Source organism: Metapseudomonas boanensis (assembly GCF_042232855.1).
In the GTDB taxonomy this organism is placed as follows: Bacteria; Pseudomonadota; Gammaproteobacteria; order Pseudomonadales; family Pseudomonadaceae; genus Metapseudomonas; species Metapseudomonas boanensis.
Genome location: NZ_CP113889.1, coordinates 4,339,825 through 4,354,666, shown reverse-complemented (window position 1 = coordinate 4,354,666; position 14,842 = coordinate 4,339,825). Strand labels below are relative to the sequence as shown.

The following is a 14,842-nucleotide window of genomic DNA, read 5'->3' as shown; positions in this document are numbered from 1 at the left end:
GCTTAGCGATTGAAATCGCCCCCCCACAGAAATGCGCTGGCCGCGCCCTGTTACTGCAGGAACTCCGCGTGCTCCCAGACCTCGATCACCGTTGGGCGATCCGCCTGGGCGGCCGTCTTCAGCAGCTCGCTCAGGTGCTCCAGGCTTTCGGCCCGCCCGGCGTTGCAGCCGAAGGCCTTGGCCAGGCCGAGGAAGTCCGGCGTGTAGATGTCGACGCCGATGGTGGGGATGTCGCGGTTCTGCATGTAGCGCTTGATCTCGCCGTAACCACTGTTGTTCCACAGCAGCACGATGATCGGCGCGTTCGCCTCTACGGCAGACGCCAGTTCCGGCAGGGTGAACTGAATACCGCCGTCGCCGATCAGAGCCACCACCGGGCGCTGCGGTGCAGCCAACTTGGCGCCTACCGCAGCCGGCAGACCGTAACCGAGAGTGCCGTAGCCCGTGGCCGAGTTGAACCAGGAACGCGTCTGCGTGGCCTCGAACAGGTGATTGCCGGAATACACCGGCTGGGTAGAGTCGCCCGCCACGATCAGGTCCGGCAGGGCCTGCTGCAGCGTGGCCAGTACCTTGCGCTGGCCGGCCCAAGCCGCAGGCCACTGGGCCTCCAGTTGCTCGCGCACGGCGGCCGCGCGCTGCGAACCAGCGCTGTCGGCACTGAAGTGGGCGCCTTCGCCCAGGGCATCGGCCAGGGCGGCCATGGCCAGGCGCGCGTCACTGAGGATCGCGAGGTCAGCCGGGTAATTGCGGTTCAGCTGCTCGGCGTCAATGTCCACGCGGATCAGGGTGCTCTCGATGCGGAAATTGCCGTCGAACACCACGTCATAGTCCGTCTCGCCCAGCTCGGTGCCGATCGCCAGCACCAGGTCCGACTCCAGCACCAGCTGGCGCACCGGCACCCAGGCCTGGTTGCAGCCCAGGGCCAGCGGATGGCCCTTGGGCAGCACGCCCTTGGCGTTGATGGTGTAGGCAGTTGGCGCATCCAGGGCTTCCACCAGACGCTGGGCCTCGGCGCCGGCATCGGCACAGCCGCCGCCCAGTAGCACCAACGGACGCTTGGCGGCCTTCAGCAGCTCAGCGGCGCGAGTGATAGCCGCCGGGCACGGTGCCGGACGGCTCGGTTGGGCACCCAGCTTGCGGCGCACGTGATCAGCCGGGGCGGTGATGACGTCGATCGGGATCTCGATATGCACCGGGCGTGGACGCGCGCCGTTGAACACGGCAAAAGCACGGGACAACACCGCCGGCAACTCGTCGGGACGCATCAGGGTGTGGCTGAAAGCCGCCACGCCGGACACCAGGTTGCGCTGCGACGGCAGCTCGTGCAGGCGACCGCCGCCCATACCCAGCTGCTCGGTATTGTTGACGCTGGAGATCACGAGCATCGGGATGGAGTCGGCATAGGCCTGGCCCATGGCGGTGGTGATGTTGGTCATCCCCGGCCCGGTGATGATGAAGCACACGCCTGGCTTGCCGCTGACACGGGCATAACCGTCGGCCATGAAGCCCGCGCCCTGCTCATGGCGCGGGGTGATGTGCTTGATCCGGGTAGCCGGCAAGCCGCGATACAGCTCGACCGTGTGCACACCGGGGATACCGAACACGGTATCCACGCCAAAGCCTTCCAGCAGCTCAACCAGCAGCTCTCCGCAGGTCAACATGGGCAGTTCTCCAAAGGGGATGGGTTCAGAATGAGCAACACTCTAACACTGCTTTGTTATCGCTAACATAGCGTTCGTCAGATTTTCCTTTCCGGCCTGTTTGGATGCCTGGACCGTGCGCCTTACTTCCCCTATCCCGCAAGCGGAAAAGGGGTAAGGCACACGGTCGTTTCAACCCAGGAACAGCTTGCAGGCCGGGTTGTCGCTCTCGTCCCAATAGGGGTAACCGATCTCGTCCAGCGCTTCATTGATCAGGTGGCACTCGTCCTCGGGCACCTGCAGCCCGGCCAGCACGCGGCCATCGGCAGCGCCGTGGTTGCGGTAATGGAAAAGGGTGATGTTCCAGCGCCCGCCGAGCTTGTCGAGGAAGTTGAACAACGCGCCCGGGCGTTCGGGAAACTCGAAGCGGAACAGCCGTTCCTCACCGATGTACGCGGCACGCCCGCCGACCATATGGCGGATGTGCAGCTTGGCCATTTCGTTGTCGGTCAGGTCCAGCACCGGATAGCCCTGATTGCGCAGGCTTTCCACCAGCGCCGCGCGCGGGTCGTTTTCCGGATGGGTCTGTACGCCGACGAAGATGTGCGCTTCATCATCGGTGTTGTAGCGGTAGTTGAATTCAGTGATCTGGCGCTTGCCGATCGCTTCGCAGAAAGCCTTGAAACTGCCCGGCCGCTCCGGGATGGTGACGGCGATGATGGCTTCACGCTGCTCGCCCAGCTCCGCGCGCTCGGCCACATGGCGCAGGCGGTCGAAGTTGATGTTGGCGCCGGAATCGATGGCGACCAGGGTCTGGCCGTGAACGCCCTCACGCTCGACGTATTTCTTGATGCCCGCCACGGCCAGGGCGCCGGCAGGCTCGGTGATCGAGCGAGTATCGTCGTAGATGTCCTTGATCGCCGCGCAGATCTCGTCGGTGCTGACGGTGACCACCTCATCGACGAACTGGCGGCAGAGCTCGAAGTTATGTGCGCCAATCTGCGCCACCGCCACGCCATCGGCAAACAGACCGACCTGGCCGAGCACCACGCGCTCTCCGGCAGCCAGGGCCGCTTGCAGGCAGTTGGAGTCATCCGGCTCGACGCCGATCACCTTGATCTCCGGGCGCAGGTACTTCACGTAAGCAGCGATTCCGGCGACCAGCCCGCCGCCACCGACCGGCACGAAGATCGCGTCGAGTCGTCCAGCATGCTGGCGCAGGACTTCCATGGCGACGGTGCCCTGCCCCGCAATCACGTCCGGATCGTCATAAGGCGGCACGAAGGTGTAACCCTCTTCCTCCGCCAACTTCAGCGCGTGGGCCAGTGCCTCCGGGAAGGCATCGCCGTGCAGCACCACCTTGCCGCCGCGGGATCGCACGCCCTGCACCTTGAGCTCCGGCGTAGTGCGCGGCATGACGATGGTCGCCTCGACACCCAGGCGTTTCGCCGCCAAGGCCAGGCCCTGGGCGTGATTGCCAGCCGACGCGGCGATGACCCCGCTCGCCCGCTCCTCGGCATTCAGCTGCACCAGCTTGTTGTAGGCGCCACGAATCTTGAAGGAGTAGACCGGCTGCAGGTCCTCCCGCTTGAGCAGGATCTGGTTGCCCAGTCGCTCGCTCAACTGACGGGCAGGTTGCAGCGGCGTTTCAATGGCGACGTCATACACCGGCGCCGACAGCGTCTTGCGCACGTAGTACTTGAGCAGGCTTTCGCGGGAATCGAGCGGAAATTCCGTCAGGTCACTGGCGGGCTGGAAAGCGAGGGTGGTCATGCACGTCTCCTGGTTCGAGATTTTGGCCCAGGAGACAGAAGAAGAAACCCGCCTCAAGGGCGGGTTCGGTGTGGTTGCTGGCTAACCCGCCATTGCTGGAATGGCGGTAATAATCGATTGGCCGAACAACGACGGGGAATAATTCATGCGACGCACTTTAGGGTGGGTCGGTGGAATGGGTCAAGGGGTAGATGTCGTCGGAAGTGCCCGGCGTAGCGGAACGCCTAACCTGACGCCAATCTCAGGTTAGGCGATCGACATGTCAGCTGACGCTAGCCTGAGTGCTGACGTCATTCGAGGCTTGCCATGTTTCGACCAGTTGTCGCGCTGTTGCTGCTCCTGCTCGCGGCTTGAGCCCAGAATCCGTCTGGACTGCCACCACTGCCGCCGGACAGCAATCGCTGTGGAAATCGCCGATCTCTGCGTTGGCGCCTGCAGGACATCCGCGGCATGGTCACCCTCATCCGCGTCAACCTGTCAGCCCATGGCGACCTGAAGCTGCTGGTGCCCTTCGCAGCAGTGCCTTTGCCGGCCCCGAAGTAGCAACGACGAGGCAGAGGCTGCTTTGCATGCAGCCGCGTAGGGCCTAGGGTTGTTGGAGTCTGGTTCACGCGACGGAGGGTCCGGCCATGTTGCAGGCAGTGCTGCTCGACATCAGCGGGGTGCTCTATGAGGATGACCAGCCTCTGCCGGGGGCCCTGCAAGCGATGCAAACGTTGCAGTCCAGGGGCTACCCATTGCGGCTGGTCACCAATACCTCCCGGCAGGGCAAGACGGCCATCCACCGCAAACTGACCGCCATGGGCTTTACGGTCGCCCCCGAGCAACTGTTCAGCGCACCGCAGGCTGTACTCCGCCACGCCCAGGCCCACGGGCTAAGGCCGTACTGCCTGATCCATCCAGACCTCGAAGAGGAGTTCGCCGAACTGCTCGACTTGCCAGAGCCCAATGCCGTTGTCCTCGGCGATGCGGAAATGCGCTTCGACTACCCCCACCTCGACCGCGCGTTCCAGTTGCTGATCGAGGGCGCACCGCTGATCTGCATGGGTGACAATCGCTACTTCCGCAGCCAGGGAGCCCTGCACCTGGACGCTGGCCCCTTTGTCCGCGCGCTCGAATACGCAGCAGGCAAGCCGGCGTTGGTGCTCGGCAAGCCGTCTGCGGATTTCTTCGTCAGTGCCCTGGATGAGCTGGGTGTCAGGCCCGATGCGGCGCTGATGATTGGCGATGACGTCGAGGCGGACGTACTAGGAGCCCTGGGCGCCGGACTGCATGCCTGTCTAGTGAAGACCGGCAAGTACAGGCCCGGCGATGAGTTGAAAGCACCGACGGCACTGCTGGCCCCGGACTTGGCCGAGGCCGTTCAGCGCTACTGCTGATCGGCTGTTACGCGCCGTACTCAATCATCGCGGGTCAGCACTTCCAGCAACTCGATCTCGAAGATCAGGTTGGAGTTCGGTTTGATGTGTTCGCCAATCTGACGATCGCCATAGGCGAGATGCGCAGGGACGAACAGCTTGCGCTTGCCCCCGACCTTCATGCCCATCAAGCCCTTGTCCCACCCCTGGATGACCCGGCGGGTGCCGATGACGCACTGGAATGGTTTGCCGCGATCATAGGAGGAGTCGAACTTGGTGCCGTCCTCCAGGTAGCCGCTGTAGTGGGTCGTGATCAAAGCGCCTTTGACCACTTCTTTACCGTCACCGAGTTGGATATCTTCGACCTTCAATTCGCTGCTCATGACCTGTTCTCTTTCGTTCGGTCAGCGCCAGGTGGCTGCCCCGGCTGCGTTTTCTCAAGATTTGTCCGCCCTGGCAAGCACCCGGCCCTGAGCTAACGTGATCCACAGCCGGCGGCGTCAATCATTTTCGGAAGGGATCTCATGCTCGCACTTGTCCAAAGCCATCCGCTGGTTGCCTGCGGCGTCCTTTTGCTGGTGGACCTGCTCGCCTGGCGCGCGATCCCGGTGGAACGAAGGGCATGGCGCGCGTTCTGCCGCCTGGTGCTTTTCCTGCTCTATAGCTGGGTATTGATCGACGCCGGCATCAGCCCCTTGCAGCCGCCGCCCTTTACCGAGACCGCCCACAACCTCACGGCAACGGCGCTGGAGATCGTCTGGTGGCTGTTCGGTGCGCGGACGCTCACCGTTGTGTTGGGCCTGTTGATGCCGCGTATCGGTCACGCCGGGCGGCTGTTGCAGGATGTGCTTGGCGCGGTGATCTTCCTGATTGCAATCGTGGCCGCAGCGGCCTACGTGATGCAGCTGCCAGTCAAGGGGCTGCTCGCCACCTCGGGGGTCATGGCCATCGTCATCGGCCTGGCTTTGCAGAGTACCCTGAGCGACGTGTTCTCCGGCATCGTCCTGAACACCACCAAGCCGTACCAGCTGGATGACTGGATCGCCATCGACGGCACCGAAGGCAAGGTGGTGGAAATCGACTGGCGCGCCACCCATCTGCTGACCAGCCAGGGCAATACGGTGGTGATTCCCAACTCGGTGGCGGCAAAGGCGAAGATCCTCAATTACAACCGCCCCAACGACATCAACGGCGTGTCCATCAGCCTGACGATCCCGGCCCAGGTTCGCCCTCGCCGGGTGCTGGATGCCCTGGAGAAGACCATCCAAGGCATCAGTGCCCTGCTCCCGGACCCAAAGCCCAAGGTCGCCATAAAAGGATCGGACCTGAACTCGATGCAGTATGAAGCCAGTGGCTTCGTACGTGCCGGGACGAACAAGGCCGAGATCCGCAACCTCATGTACGACCTGGCTCATCGTCATCTGGAGGCTGCTGGCATTGCCTGGAACACCGACCTGGCCCAGACGCCCTGGACACGCCAGCGCCTTCTGCTGGATGACGTGAAGATCTTCCGTGCACTCAGCAGCGACGAAAAGGATCGCCTGAGCCAGAGCATGCTGGCCGTGGAGTTCCCGGCCGGCCAGGTGGTGCTCGCCGAGGGCGAAGTCTCCGACTGCCTGCTGGTGATCGCCACCGGCGTCGTCTCGGCCTCCGTCGCCGATGGCAACGCCATGGTTGAGGCCGGCCGCATGGGGCCGGGCGAGATTCTCGGTGAAGAAGGCATCGTCAACGACTCGCCCTCCCAGGCCCGTTTCACCACCCTCACCTCCTGCGTCCTTTATCGCATCGAGAAAGACACCATTCGCACCTGCCTCGACCAGCGCATCGAGGTCCGCTCCGCGCTGAATCGGCTACGCAGTTTCCGGGAGCAGGCCAGCAACTCGTTGCTGCTGCAAAAGCCACAAGCGATCAAGAAAGGCGGCTTCCTGAGCTGGTTGCACAAGAAATAAGCGTCCCGCTCCATCTTTCCCGGCCCTGAGTCGTCCACCGTTCATCCGGTGATGCGACGTTTGGCGTCTTTTGACAATATTGGCATATTTTTATGCTTTAATTGTTTTTGTACGCATTCCACACCGTGAGGGTAGCGTCATGAACATCAGGACAATGGCTTTGCTGCTGTTTGCCGTTCTCACCCAACCCGCCTGGAGCCAGACGGACCAGAACCAGGCCGTCCAGGCCTCACCAGGCGCCGCCGCGCTCGACACGCGCCTGGCGCTGCGCGATTTGTGGGTGGAGCACATCTTCTGGGTCAGGAACTACGTCGTCGCCAACCAGGAGGGCCAGCGCAAGCAGGCCGAGGCCGCTGACACCGAAGTCGTGGCCAATGCCACGGCCATTGCCAACAGCCTCGCTCCGCTCTATGGCCAACCAGCGGCAGACCAGATGCTCAAACTGCTGGCCGGGCACTGGAGCGCAGTGAAGCACTACAGTGACGCTTCGGTCGCCCAAAACGCGATGGGCAAGGACGCTGCCGTCGCTGAACTGACCAGCAACGCCAAGGCCATCGCCAAGTTCCTCGCCACTGCCAACCCCAACCTGCCGGAAGGCACCCTGGTTACCATGCTCAGTGCCCACGGTGGGCACCACGTGGTCCAGGTCGACCAGGTGAGCAAGAAGGATTACGCAGCCGAAGCGAAGACCTGGAAAGCCATGCGTGAGCATATGCTGGCATTGGCAGACACCTTGGCCGCAGCGCTGGTCAAGCAGTTCCCGGATAAATTCTGAAACGACGCTGAGGGCGCTCCAGCGCCCTCCTCCCCAGGACCAAGGATCGAGAGGTAGTCGGATGTTTCAAGGAATGGGACGGACACAGCAGGATCTGCTTGGCGCATTGCTGTATCAGGCAGCCGGCATGAGCATCGACGAACTGGCCGACCATCTGGCCGTGACCCGTACGGCGATACGCCAGCACCTGGCCGCGCTGGAGCGCGATGGGCTGATCGTCCGTGGCGCAACCCGCCCCACCGGCCGACGCCCCGAACAGCTTTATCTGCTCACCGCACAAGGCCGGGAACTGTTCCCCCGGCAATACCAGATGCTGGCCGACCTGCTGATCGACGAAGTCGCCGGCCTGATCGGCCGCGATGCACTACTCCGGCTGATGCGGACCCTGGGCCGCAAGCTGGCCGCCGACATGGAGCAGCAGGTGGTGGACGAGGCACGCATCGTCGAGCACATGAACCAGGTCGGTTACGAGGCCAAAGTCTTCTTCCGCTCCTCCGGTGAGCCAGAAATCATCGCGCACAACTGCGTCTTCCATCACCTGGCAGCGGCCCACCCGGAAGTCTGCGAGCTGGACCTGGCGCTGATCGGCGCCCTTGCCGGCGGCACCGTGGAACACCTTGAATGCATGGTTCGTGCGGGGCACGTCTGCCGCTTCCATCTCACGCGCAAGCCGGAATGAAAGGCGGAAACCCGCCATCTTTAACGCCTGAACATGCCTACCATGGCGGGATTCCGCCAAACGACACGAGTCGAAACAGCGGGCCAAGCGCCTGCGGGGCCCAGTTCATACACATATCAAGAACCCGGCACGATCTTTGCCTTTGGTGCGCGCCTTGTATGAATTAATGAATGGACTGCCCCATGAAAAAGATTCTGCTGGCGCTCCTGTGCCTGAGCGTCGCCAGCTGTTCCCAAAACAAAGAACCCGAAAAGTCGGTCGATGTCCTGCTGGTGGGTGCCGGCATCATGAGTGCAAGCCTCGGTACCTACCTGCACGAGCTGGAGCCTGACTGGACTATCGATATCGTCGAGCGCCTCGATCGGGTCGCGGCGGAGAGCTCCAACCCCTGGAACAACGCGGGCACCGGTCACTCGGCGTTCTGCGAGCTGAACTACACCCCGGAAACTGCCGACGGCAGCATCGACATCAGCAAAGCCGTGGCGATCAACGAGTCCTTCGAGATCTCCAAGCAGTTCTGGGCCTATCAGGTCCAGCAGAACGTGCTGAGCAACCCGAAGTCTTTCATCAATAACGTGCCTCACATGAGCTTCGTCTGGGGCGACGACAACATTGCCTTCCTCAAGAAGCGCCACGCAGCGCTGCAGCACAGCTCGCTGTTCCGAGGCATGGAGTACTCGGAAGACTTCGACCAGATCAAACAGTGGGCCCCGCTGGCGATGGAAGGCCGTTCGCCTGAGCAGAAAGTGGCTGCCACGCGCATGGCCATCGGCACCGACGTGAACTTCGGCGAGATCACCCGCCAGCTGGTCGGTTCGCTGACCCGCGACGGAAACGTGAAACTGCGCCTGCAGCATGACGTGCGCGACATCACCCGGAACGACGACGGCACCTGGAGCGTGCTGATGGCAGACCTCGCCAATGGCGGTGCGGAAACCCGCGTGAAGGCCAAGTTCGTCTTCATCGGTGCCGGCGGCGGCGCCCTCAAGCTACTGCAGAAATCCGGCATCCCGGAAGCCGAAGGCTATGCGGGCTTCCCGGTGGGTGGGCAGTTCCTCGTGACCCGCAATCAGGAAGTGGTCGCCCGTCATCAGGCGAAACTCTATGGCAAAGCGTCGGTCGGCTCGCCGCCGATGTCCGTGCCGCACCTCGATACCCGCCTGATTGACGGCCAGAAGGTCCTGCTGTTTGGACCCTTCGCGACCTTCTCTACCAAGTTCCTGAAGAACGGCTCGATGCTCGATATGTTCAGCGCGCTGACCACCGACAACATCGGCCCTATGACCCATGCCGGCCTCGACAACCTCGACCTCAGCACCTACCTGATGGGCCAACTGATGCTCAGCCAGGAAGACCGCATCGCCGAACTGCGCGAGTACTTCCCCGAAGCCAAGGCCAAAGACTGGGAACTGCTGCAGGCTGGCCAGCGCGTGCAGGTGATCAAGAAGGATGCGGACCACGGCGGCATCCTGCAATTCGGCACTGAAGTGGTCAGTTCCGAAGACGGCAGCATCGCTGCACTGCTGGGCGCATCGCCGGGTGCTTCGACTGCCGCGCCGATCATGCTCACGGTGCTGGAGAAGACGTTCAAGGACGAGGTCAAGAGCGCAGAATGGCAGGCCAAGCTGAAGGAGATCATCCCCTCCTATGGCCAGAAGCTGAACAACAACCTGGAACTGACCAACCAGGTCCGCGCCTGGAGCAGCGAGCGCCTGCAACTGACCTTCGAGCAGGTTCAGCCCAAAGCGTTCACCAACAACTGATCCATCTCCCGGATCGCCCGGCAGGCCACTGGCCCGCCTGCTGGGCTCCGGCACTCACGCTTGTGGGTGCGAACTCATTCGCAGAGCGGGCCGCAGACCTGTCACGAAGACTCTTCGCCGCCCCCTCGTCACAATACGAGAGAAAACGAACCTCACGCCTGCAGGTAGCGCAGGACCGATTCGCAGATCATCACCTTGTGGCGCTGCTTGACCTGCTCATCGGCCAGGTCGATCTGGAAGATCTCGCCGAAGGTGCTGCGATTGGAGACGCGGTAAAAGCAGAACGAGCTAATCAGCAAATGCACGTCGAGGGGGTTTACCCCGGAGCGGAACACACCTTCAGCCTCACCCCGGCGCAGGATGTCGCCCAAGGCATCGAGAATGGTGTTGCTCATGGAGCGGATGGCAGCAGACTGCTTGACGTACTCGCCATGATGGATGTTCTCGATGCTGACAATGCGCACGAAATCCACATGCTTCTCGTGATGATCGAAGGTGAACTCCACCAGGCGGCGTATCGCCTCGCGAGGTTCCAGCTCCGCCAGATGCAACTTGCCCTCGGTACTGCGGATATCGCCGTAGAGCTTCTCCAGCACTTCGACGTAGAGCTGCTCCTTGCTGCCGAAGTAGTAGTAGATCATCCGCTTGGAGGTCTGCATGCGCTCGGCAATGGAGTCGACGCGGGCGCCGGAAAGCCCCTGCTGGACGAACTCGGCAATGGCCGCCTTGAGAATGTCTTCGCGGGTTTTTTCCGGGTTGTTCTTTCGCCCTTTGCGAGGTGACTCGGCAGGCATTTCGGGGCGTTCGGCGGTTATGGTCATCTTGGGCTCACGGCCAGCGGAAACTGTAGCGATTATGGTCTGGCCAGCATGGCTAAGGAAGCCCGGCGCCCAGAGTTCGCCGGGTCTGCGCTGCCTGACTTACAGCCTGGCCTGGCGGGCAGCGCCGCTCCGCGCCTTGGCCATCGCTGCCAGGCGTACCGCAACGTTGGCCGCACCGTAGCCGGCATAGCCATTCTTGCGTTGCAGGACCTCGAAGAAGAAGCGCCCTTCGAAGGGTTCGGTGTAGACATGGAACAGTTCGCCGCCTTGGGCGTCGCGGTCGTAAAGCACGTTGTAGTAAGCCAGCTCGCTGAGGAACTCGTCGTCGAAATCGAAGCGTGCCGCCAGGTCGTCGTAGTAGTTTAACGGGATATCCAGCAGCGGAACCCCGGCCTCCTTGGCACGGCTGATCTCGGCGAAGATGTCTTCACAGGAGAAGGCGATATGGTGTGCGCCCGAACCACCGTAGCTGGACAGTGCATGGGAAATCGCCGTGTTGCGGTTCTCCGAGATGTTCAGCGGCAGCCGCACGGTGCTGCACCGGCTGCGCAGCGCACGGCTTTTCACCAGGCCGTAAGGATCGGGCAGGACCACCTCATCGTCGGCCTCGAAGTCGAACAGGCTCTTGTAGAACAGTACCCAGCTGTCCAGAGCGTCTGCCGGTAGCGCCAGGGCCATGTGGTCGATGCGCTGCAGGTTGCCGCTCTCGACCGCATCAGGGTTGAGTACGAAGTCGCTGTCGTAAATGGTCTGCCCCGCCGGCGCCTGCTCGACCAGATAGATCAGGCTGCCGTCCAGGGCTCGCACGGCAGGGACCTCCCGCTCGTTGGGCCCGACCAGACCACGATAGGGCTGGCCTTTGAACGCACAGGCGCGCTCCAGTGCCGAGGCGCTGTCCTTAACCCGCAGAGCGGTGGCGCAAAGTGACGGCCCGTGGGACTCGAAGTAGCCATGGGCGAACGAATAGGGCTCGGCATTAAGCACGATGTTGATGTCCCCCTGGCGCAGCAGACTCACATCCTTGGAGCGGTGCTTGCCGGCGCGGGCGAAGCCCAGGCGCTCGAGCCAGCCGGCGAGCTTGGCGCCCTGGGCCTCGTCGACGGCAAACTCGAGGAACTCCACACCGTCGTAGCGGCTGGCCGGTGGCGGCGAGAAGAGGATGTCGAGGTTGGCCGGAGGCACGGGGTCCTTGGCCAGCAGCTTGCGGGTCTTTTCCTCCAGATAGAGCAACGAGCGCAAACCATCGGCCGCGTTGGCGCGTGGCGGTGCAGCACGGAAACCATCGTTGAAGATCTCCAGCGACAGCGGGCCGGTGTAGCCGCTGCGGATGATCGGCGCGAGGAAGCCTGCCAGGTCGAACTCACCCTGGCCGGGGAAGCAGCGGAAGTGCCGGCTCCACTCCAACACATCCATGTTCAGCAACGGCGCGTCGGCCATCTGTACGAAGAAGATCTTGTCGCCAGGAATATCGGCGAGGGCGGTCGGGTCACCCTTCAACGACAGGGTATGGAAGCTATCGAGCAATACGCCAAGGGCCGGGTGATCGGCCTGGCGCACCAGGTTCCAGACCTGTTGCCAGGTGTTCACGTGGCGGCCCCAGGCGAGGGCTTCGTATCCGATGCGCAGGTTACGGGCGCCTGCACGCTCGGCCAGCAGGCGCAGATCGTCGACAAGGATTTGTTCATCGCCCAGGGAGTCCGGCGCGACGTTGCTGCACACCAGCACGAGGTCGGTTCCCAGCTCTTCCATCAGGTCGAACTTGCGCTCGGCGCGGTCGAGGTTCTTCTGCAGGCGATCACGACGGCAGCCTTCGAAGTCGCGGAAAGGCTGGAACAGGGTGATGGCGATGCCGAGGTCAGCACAACGCTGGCGGATTTCGCGCGGGCTGCCGGCGTAGTACAAGAGGTCGTTCTCGAAGATCTCGACGCCGTCGAACCCGGCGGCGGCGATGGCTTCCAGTTTTTCCGGCAGGGTACCGCTCAGGGAGACGGTGGCAATGGAACGCTGCATGCTCTTCAGCTCCTGGTGAGTTGGCGCCGGCTCTTTGGTCAGCGGCTGGGTGCAGGTTTTCTTCGGCGGCAAATGATTCGCCCCCACAAGCGATCGGAAATCTCTACTGCTTTCTGGTGGAATCGATTATTCGCGCGTACAGTCAGCACATCAATTTTATTTGTACGAACTAGTTAGTTTTGTGTTCGTTTATCGAACAAAAGGCCGGTAATCGAATTGACGCTTTTTCGATCACTGCGCAACATGATCAACAGCTCGCAGACAACCACCCGGCGGCCGATTCACTGCCCAGCCCAAGCCACCAGGGGGCCTGCAAAAGCGACCCAGCGTCACGACATAACAATTTCAAGAAACGGGTACCTGCTCATGCTCGCACTCAATGTTGTACCAGCCGCAACTCCCTCCATTCGCCACAAGCTCCCTGCGTCTCCGGCCAACCTGGGCCGAGCGTGCAGTTTCCGTCCCTGCCGGACTGCCGCGTTGCCACACACCCAGTAAGTCGGGCTCCCGACCCGCTCCGGATACTCCGGAGCGACGGATACCGGTCCCAAGGCAAACACGGATTTCCAGCGAACGACCAGCCACAACGGCGCCGGTCGACAGGCTCGAGCACAACTTCGCGACGAGCTGAGCGCACATCTGATGTCGCCACAGGACCTGACGAAGTCCGGCTGGCGTGAAGCCCAGCCCTAGAACGGATGGCCAAACAAAAATGATTCAGTCCCACACCACTCGCATCACCCCTGACAGCGCTGTCGCGCATGGCGGCATATTCGGCAAGGTCCGCGGCGCCATGGCGGTCGGAAAAACGCGCTGGTACATGCTCGCACTGGTGTTTTTCGCCACCACCCTTAACTACATCGACCGCGCCGCGCTTGGTGTGATGCAGCCGATCCTCGCTGAGAAGATGGCCTGGACGGCGATGGACTACGCCAACATCAACTTCTGGTTCCAGGTCGGCTATGCCGTCGGCTTCATCCTCCAGGGTCGCTTCATCGACAAGGTCGGCGTCAAACGCGCCTTCTTCTTCGCGGTATTGCTCTGGAGCCTGGCCACCGGCGCCCATGGCCTGGCCACTTCGGCCGTTGGCTTCATGGTCTGCCGCTTCATCCTCGGCCTGACCGAAGCGGCCAACTACCCGGCCTGCGTGAAGACCACGCGCCTCTGGTTCCCGGCTGGGGAACGCGCCCTGGCTACCGGCATCTTCAACGCCGGCACCAACGTCGGCGCCATGGTCACGCCAGCCCTGCTGCCGCTGATTCTCTCCGTCTGGGGCTGGCAAGCCGCCTTTATCGGCATGGGCCTGCTGGGCATTGTCTGGTTGGTGTTCTGGGCTCTGAACTACTACAACCCGGAAGAGCATCCGCGTGTGCAGAAGAGCGAGCTGGACTACATCAACCAGGAAGCCGAGCCCGAGCCGGTCAAGGTGCCATTCTCCCGCATCCTGCGCATGCGCGGCACCTGGGCCTTCGCCCTGGCCTACTCGATCACTGCTCCGGTGTTCTGGTTCTACCTTTATTGGCTGCCGCCCTTCCTCAACCAGCAGTACAACCTGGGTATCAGCGTGACCCAGATGGGTATTCCGCTGATGTTGATCTGGCTGACCGCCGACTTCGGCAGTGTGGGCGGCGGCATCCTTTCGTCCTGGCTGATCGGCCGTGGCGTCCGCTCGATCACCGCTCGCCTGGTGTCGATGCTGATCTTCGCCTGCACCATCGTCGGCGTGGTCTTCGCCGCCAATGCCAGCGGACTGTGGGTCGCTGTTCTAGCCATCGCCCTCGCTGTGGGAGCGCACCAGGCCTGGACCGCCAACATCTGGAGCCTGGTAATGGACTACACCCCCAAGTACATGATGAGCACCGTGTTTGGCTTCGGCGGTATGTGCGCTGCAATTGGCGGCATGTTCATGACCCAGATCGTCGGTGGCGTGCTGACCGCCACCAACAACAACTACGCGGTGTTGTTCACCATGATTCCGGCGATGTATTTCATCGCTCTCACCTGGCTTTACTTCATGGCTCCACGCAAGATCGAGCATATTGAAGAGTAATGTCACCTCGGAGGCCCGGTTCCG

The 14,842-nt window shown here is 62.4% G+C and carries 11 protein-coding genes; 6 read left to right on the top strand and 5 right to left on the bottom strand.

Annotated elements, in window-relative coordinates; all coding sequences use genetic code 11:
• Positions 1–50: 50 nt before the first annotated feature.
• Together OXH74_RS20385 and ilvA are read right to left on the bottom strand one after the other, a co-directional pair.
• Complete coding sequence (locus OXH74_RS20385) at positions 51–1,661, bottom strand: 5-guanidino-2-oxopentanoate decarboxylase (RefSeq protein ID WP_375738572.1); 1,611 nt, start codon at positions 1,659–1,661, stop codon at positions 51–53.
• 171 nt (positions 1,662–1,832) lie between these two features.
• Positions 1,833–3,347, bottom strand: coding sequence for a threonine ammonia-lyase, biosynthetic (gene ilvA, locus OXH74_RS20380; protein WP_375741656.1), 1,515 nt, complete (start codon positions 3,345–3,347; stop codon positions 1,833–1,835).
• 695 nt (positions 3,348–4,042) lie between these two features.
• Between ilvA and OXH74_RS20375 the strand changes: the two genes are divergently transcribed.
• A complete protein-coding gene (locus OXH74_RS20375) occupies positions 4,043–4,792 on the top strand; it encodes a TIGR01458 family HAD-type hydrolase (protein WP_375738571.1) in 750 nt (249 codons plus the stop codon).
• 20 nt (positions 4,793–4,812) lie between these two features.
• Here OXH74_RS20375 and OXH74_RS20370 read toward each other — a convergent pair whose 3' ends face one another.
• Complete coding sequence (locus tag OXH74_RS20370) at positions 4,813–5,154, bottom strand: FKBP-type peptidyl-prolyl cis-trans isomerase (RefSeq protein WP_375738570.1); 342 nt, start codon at positions 5,152–5,154, stop codon at positions 4,813–4,815.
• A gap of 141 nt (positions 5,155–5,295) precedes the next feature.
• On the opposite strand from OXH74_RS20370, the gene OXH74_RS20365 reads away from it, so the two are divergent.
• From OXH74_RS20365 to mqo, 4 genes are all read left to right on the top strand, one after another.
• Complete coding sequence (locus tag OXH74_RS20365; RefSeq protein WP_375738569.1) at positions 5,296–6,720, top strand: mechanosensitive ion channel domain-containing protein; 1,425 nt, start codon at positions 5,296–5,298, stop codon at positions 6,718–6,720.
• A 139-nt stretch (positions 6,721–6,859) separates the two neighbouring features.
• The gene (locus OXH74_RS20360) at positions 6,860–7,495 is read left to right on the top strand and encodes a hypothetical protein (protein ID WP_375738568.1); all 636 of its coding nucleotides are present in this window, start codon (positions 6,860–6,862) and stop codon (positions 7,493–7,495) included.
• A 61-nt stretch (positions 7,496–7,556) separates the two neighbouring features.
• Positions 7,557–8,174: a helix-turn-helix transcriptional regulator gene (locus OXH74_RS20355; RefSeq protein WP_375738567.1), complete on the top strand. Its 618-nt coding sequence runs from the start codon at positions 7,557–7,559 to the stop codon at positions 8,172–8,174.
• A gap of 182 nt (positions 8,175–8,356) precedes the next feature.
• Positions 8,357–9,937, top strand: coding sequence for a malate dehydrogenase (quinone) (gene mqo, locus OXH74_RS20350; RefSeq protein ID WP_375738566.1), 1,581 nt, complete (start codon positions 8,357–8,359; stop codon positions 9,935–9,937).
• A 152-nt stretch (positions 9,938–10,089) separates the two neighbouring features.
• On the opposite strand, the gene OXH74_RS20345 is transcribed toward mqo, so the two are convergent.
• The gene (locus tag OXH74_RS20345; RefSeq protein ID WP_375738565.1) at positions 10,090–10,758 is read right to left on the bottom strand and encodes a TetR family transcriptional regulator; all 669 of its coding nucleotides are present in this window, start codon (positions 10,756–10,758) and stop codon (positions 10,090–10,092) included.
• 99 nt (positions 10,759–10,857) lie between these two features.
• Positions 10,858–12,768 (bottom strand): 3-dehydroshikimate dehydratase QuiC, encoded by a 1,911-nt coding sequence (gene quiC / locus OXH74_RS20340; RefSeq protein ID WP_375738564.1) that lies wholly within the window; start codon positions 12,766–12,768, stop codon positions 10,858–10,860.
• Positions 12,769–13,561: 793 nt separating this feature from the next.
• Here quiC and OXH74_RS20335 point away from each other — a divergent pair.
• Positions 13,562–14,818 (top strand): MFS transporter, encoded by a 1,257-nt coding sequence (locus OXH74_RS20335; protein ID WP_375741655.1) that lies wholly within the window; start codon positions 13,562–13,564, stop codon positions 14,816–14,818.
• Positions 14,819–14,842 lie beyond the last annotated feature (24 nt).

Coding starts and splice junctions, on each gene's coding strand:
- OXH74_RS20385 (WP_375738572.1), bottom strand. CDS start 1,661: ATGTTGACCTGCGGAGAGCTGCTGGTTGAGCTGCTGGAAGGCTTTGGC.
- OXH74_RS20375 (WP_375738571.1), top strand. CDS start 4,043: ATGTTGCAGGCAGTGCTGCTCGACATCAGCGGGGTGCTCTATGAGGAT.
- OXH74_RS20370 (WP_375738570.1), bottom strand. CDS start 5,154: ATGAGCAGCGAATTGAAGGTCGAAGATATCCAACTCGGTGACGGTAAA.
- OXH74_RS20365 (WP_375738569.1), top strand. CDS start 5,296: ATGCTCGCACTTGTCCAAAGCCATCCGCTGGTTGCCTGCGGCGTCCTT.
- OXH74_RS20360 (WP_375738568.1), top strand. CDS start 6,860: ATGAACATCAGGACAATGGCTTTGCTGCTGTTTGCCGTTCTCACCCAA.
- OXH74_RS20355 (WP_375738567.1), top strand. CDS start 7,557: ATGTTTCAAGGAATGGGACGGACACAGCAGGATCTGCTTGGCGCATTG.
- mqo (WP_375738566.1), top strand. CDS start 8,357: ATGAAAAAGATTCTGCTGGCGCTCCTGTGCCTGAGCGTCGCCAGCTGT.
- OXH74_RS20345 (WP_375738565.1), bottom strand. CDS start 10,758: ATGACCATAACCGCCGAACGCCCCGAAATGCCTGCCGAGTCACCTCGC.
- quiC (WP_375738564.1), bottom strand. CDS start 12,768: ATGCAGCGTTCCATTGCCACCGTCTCCCTGAGCGGTACCCTGCCGGAA.
- OXH74_RS20335 (WP_375741655.1), top strand. CDS start 13,562: ATGGCGGTCGGAAAAACGCGCTGGTACATGCTCGCACTGGTGTTTTTC.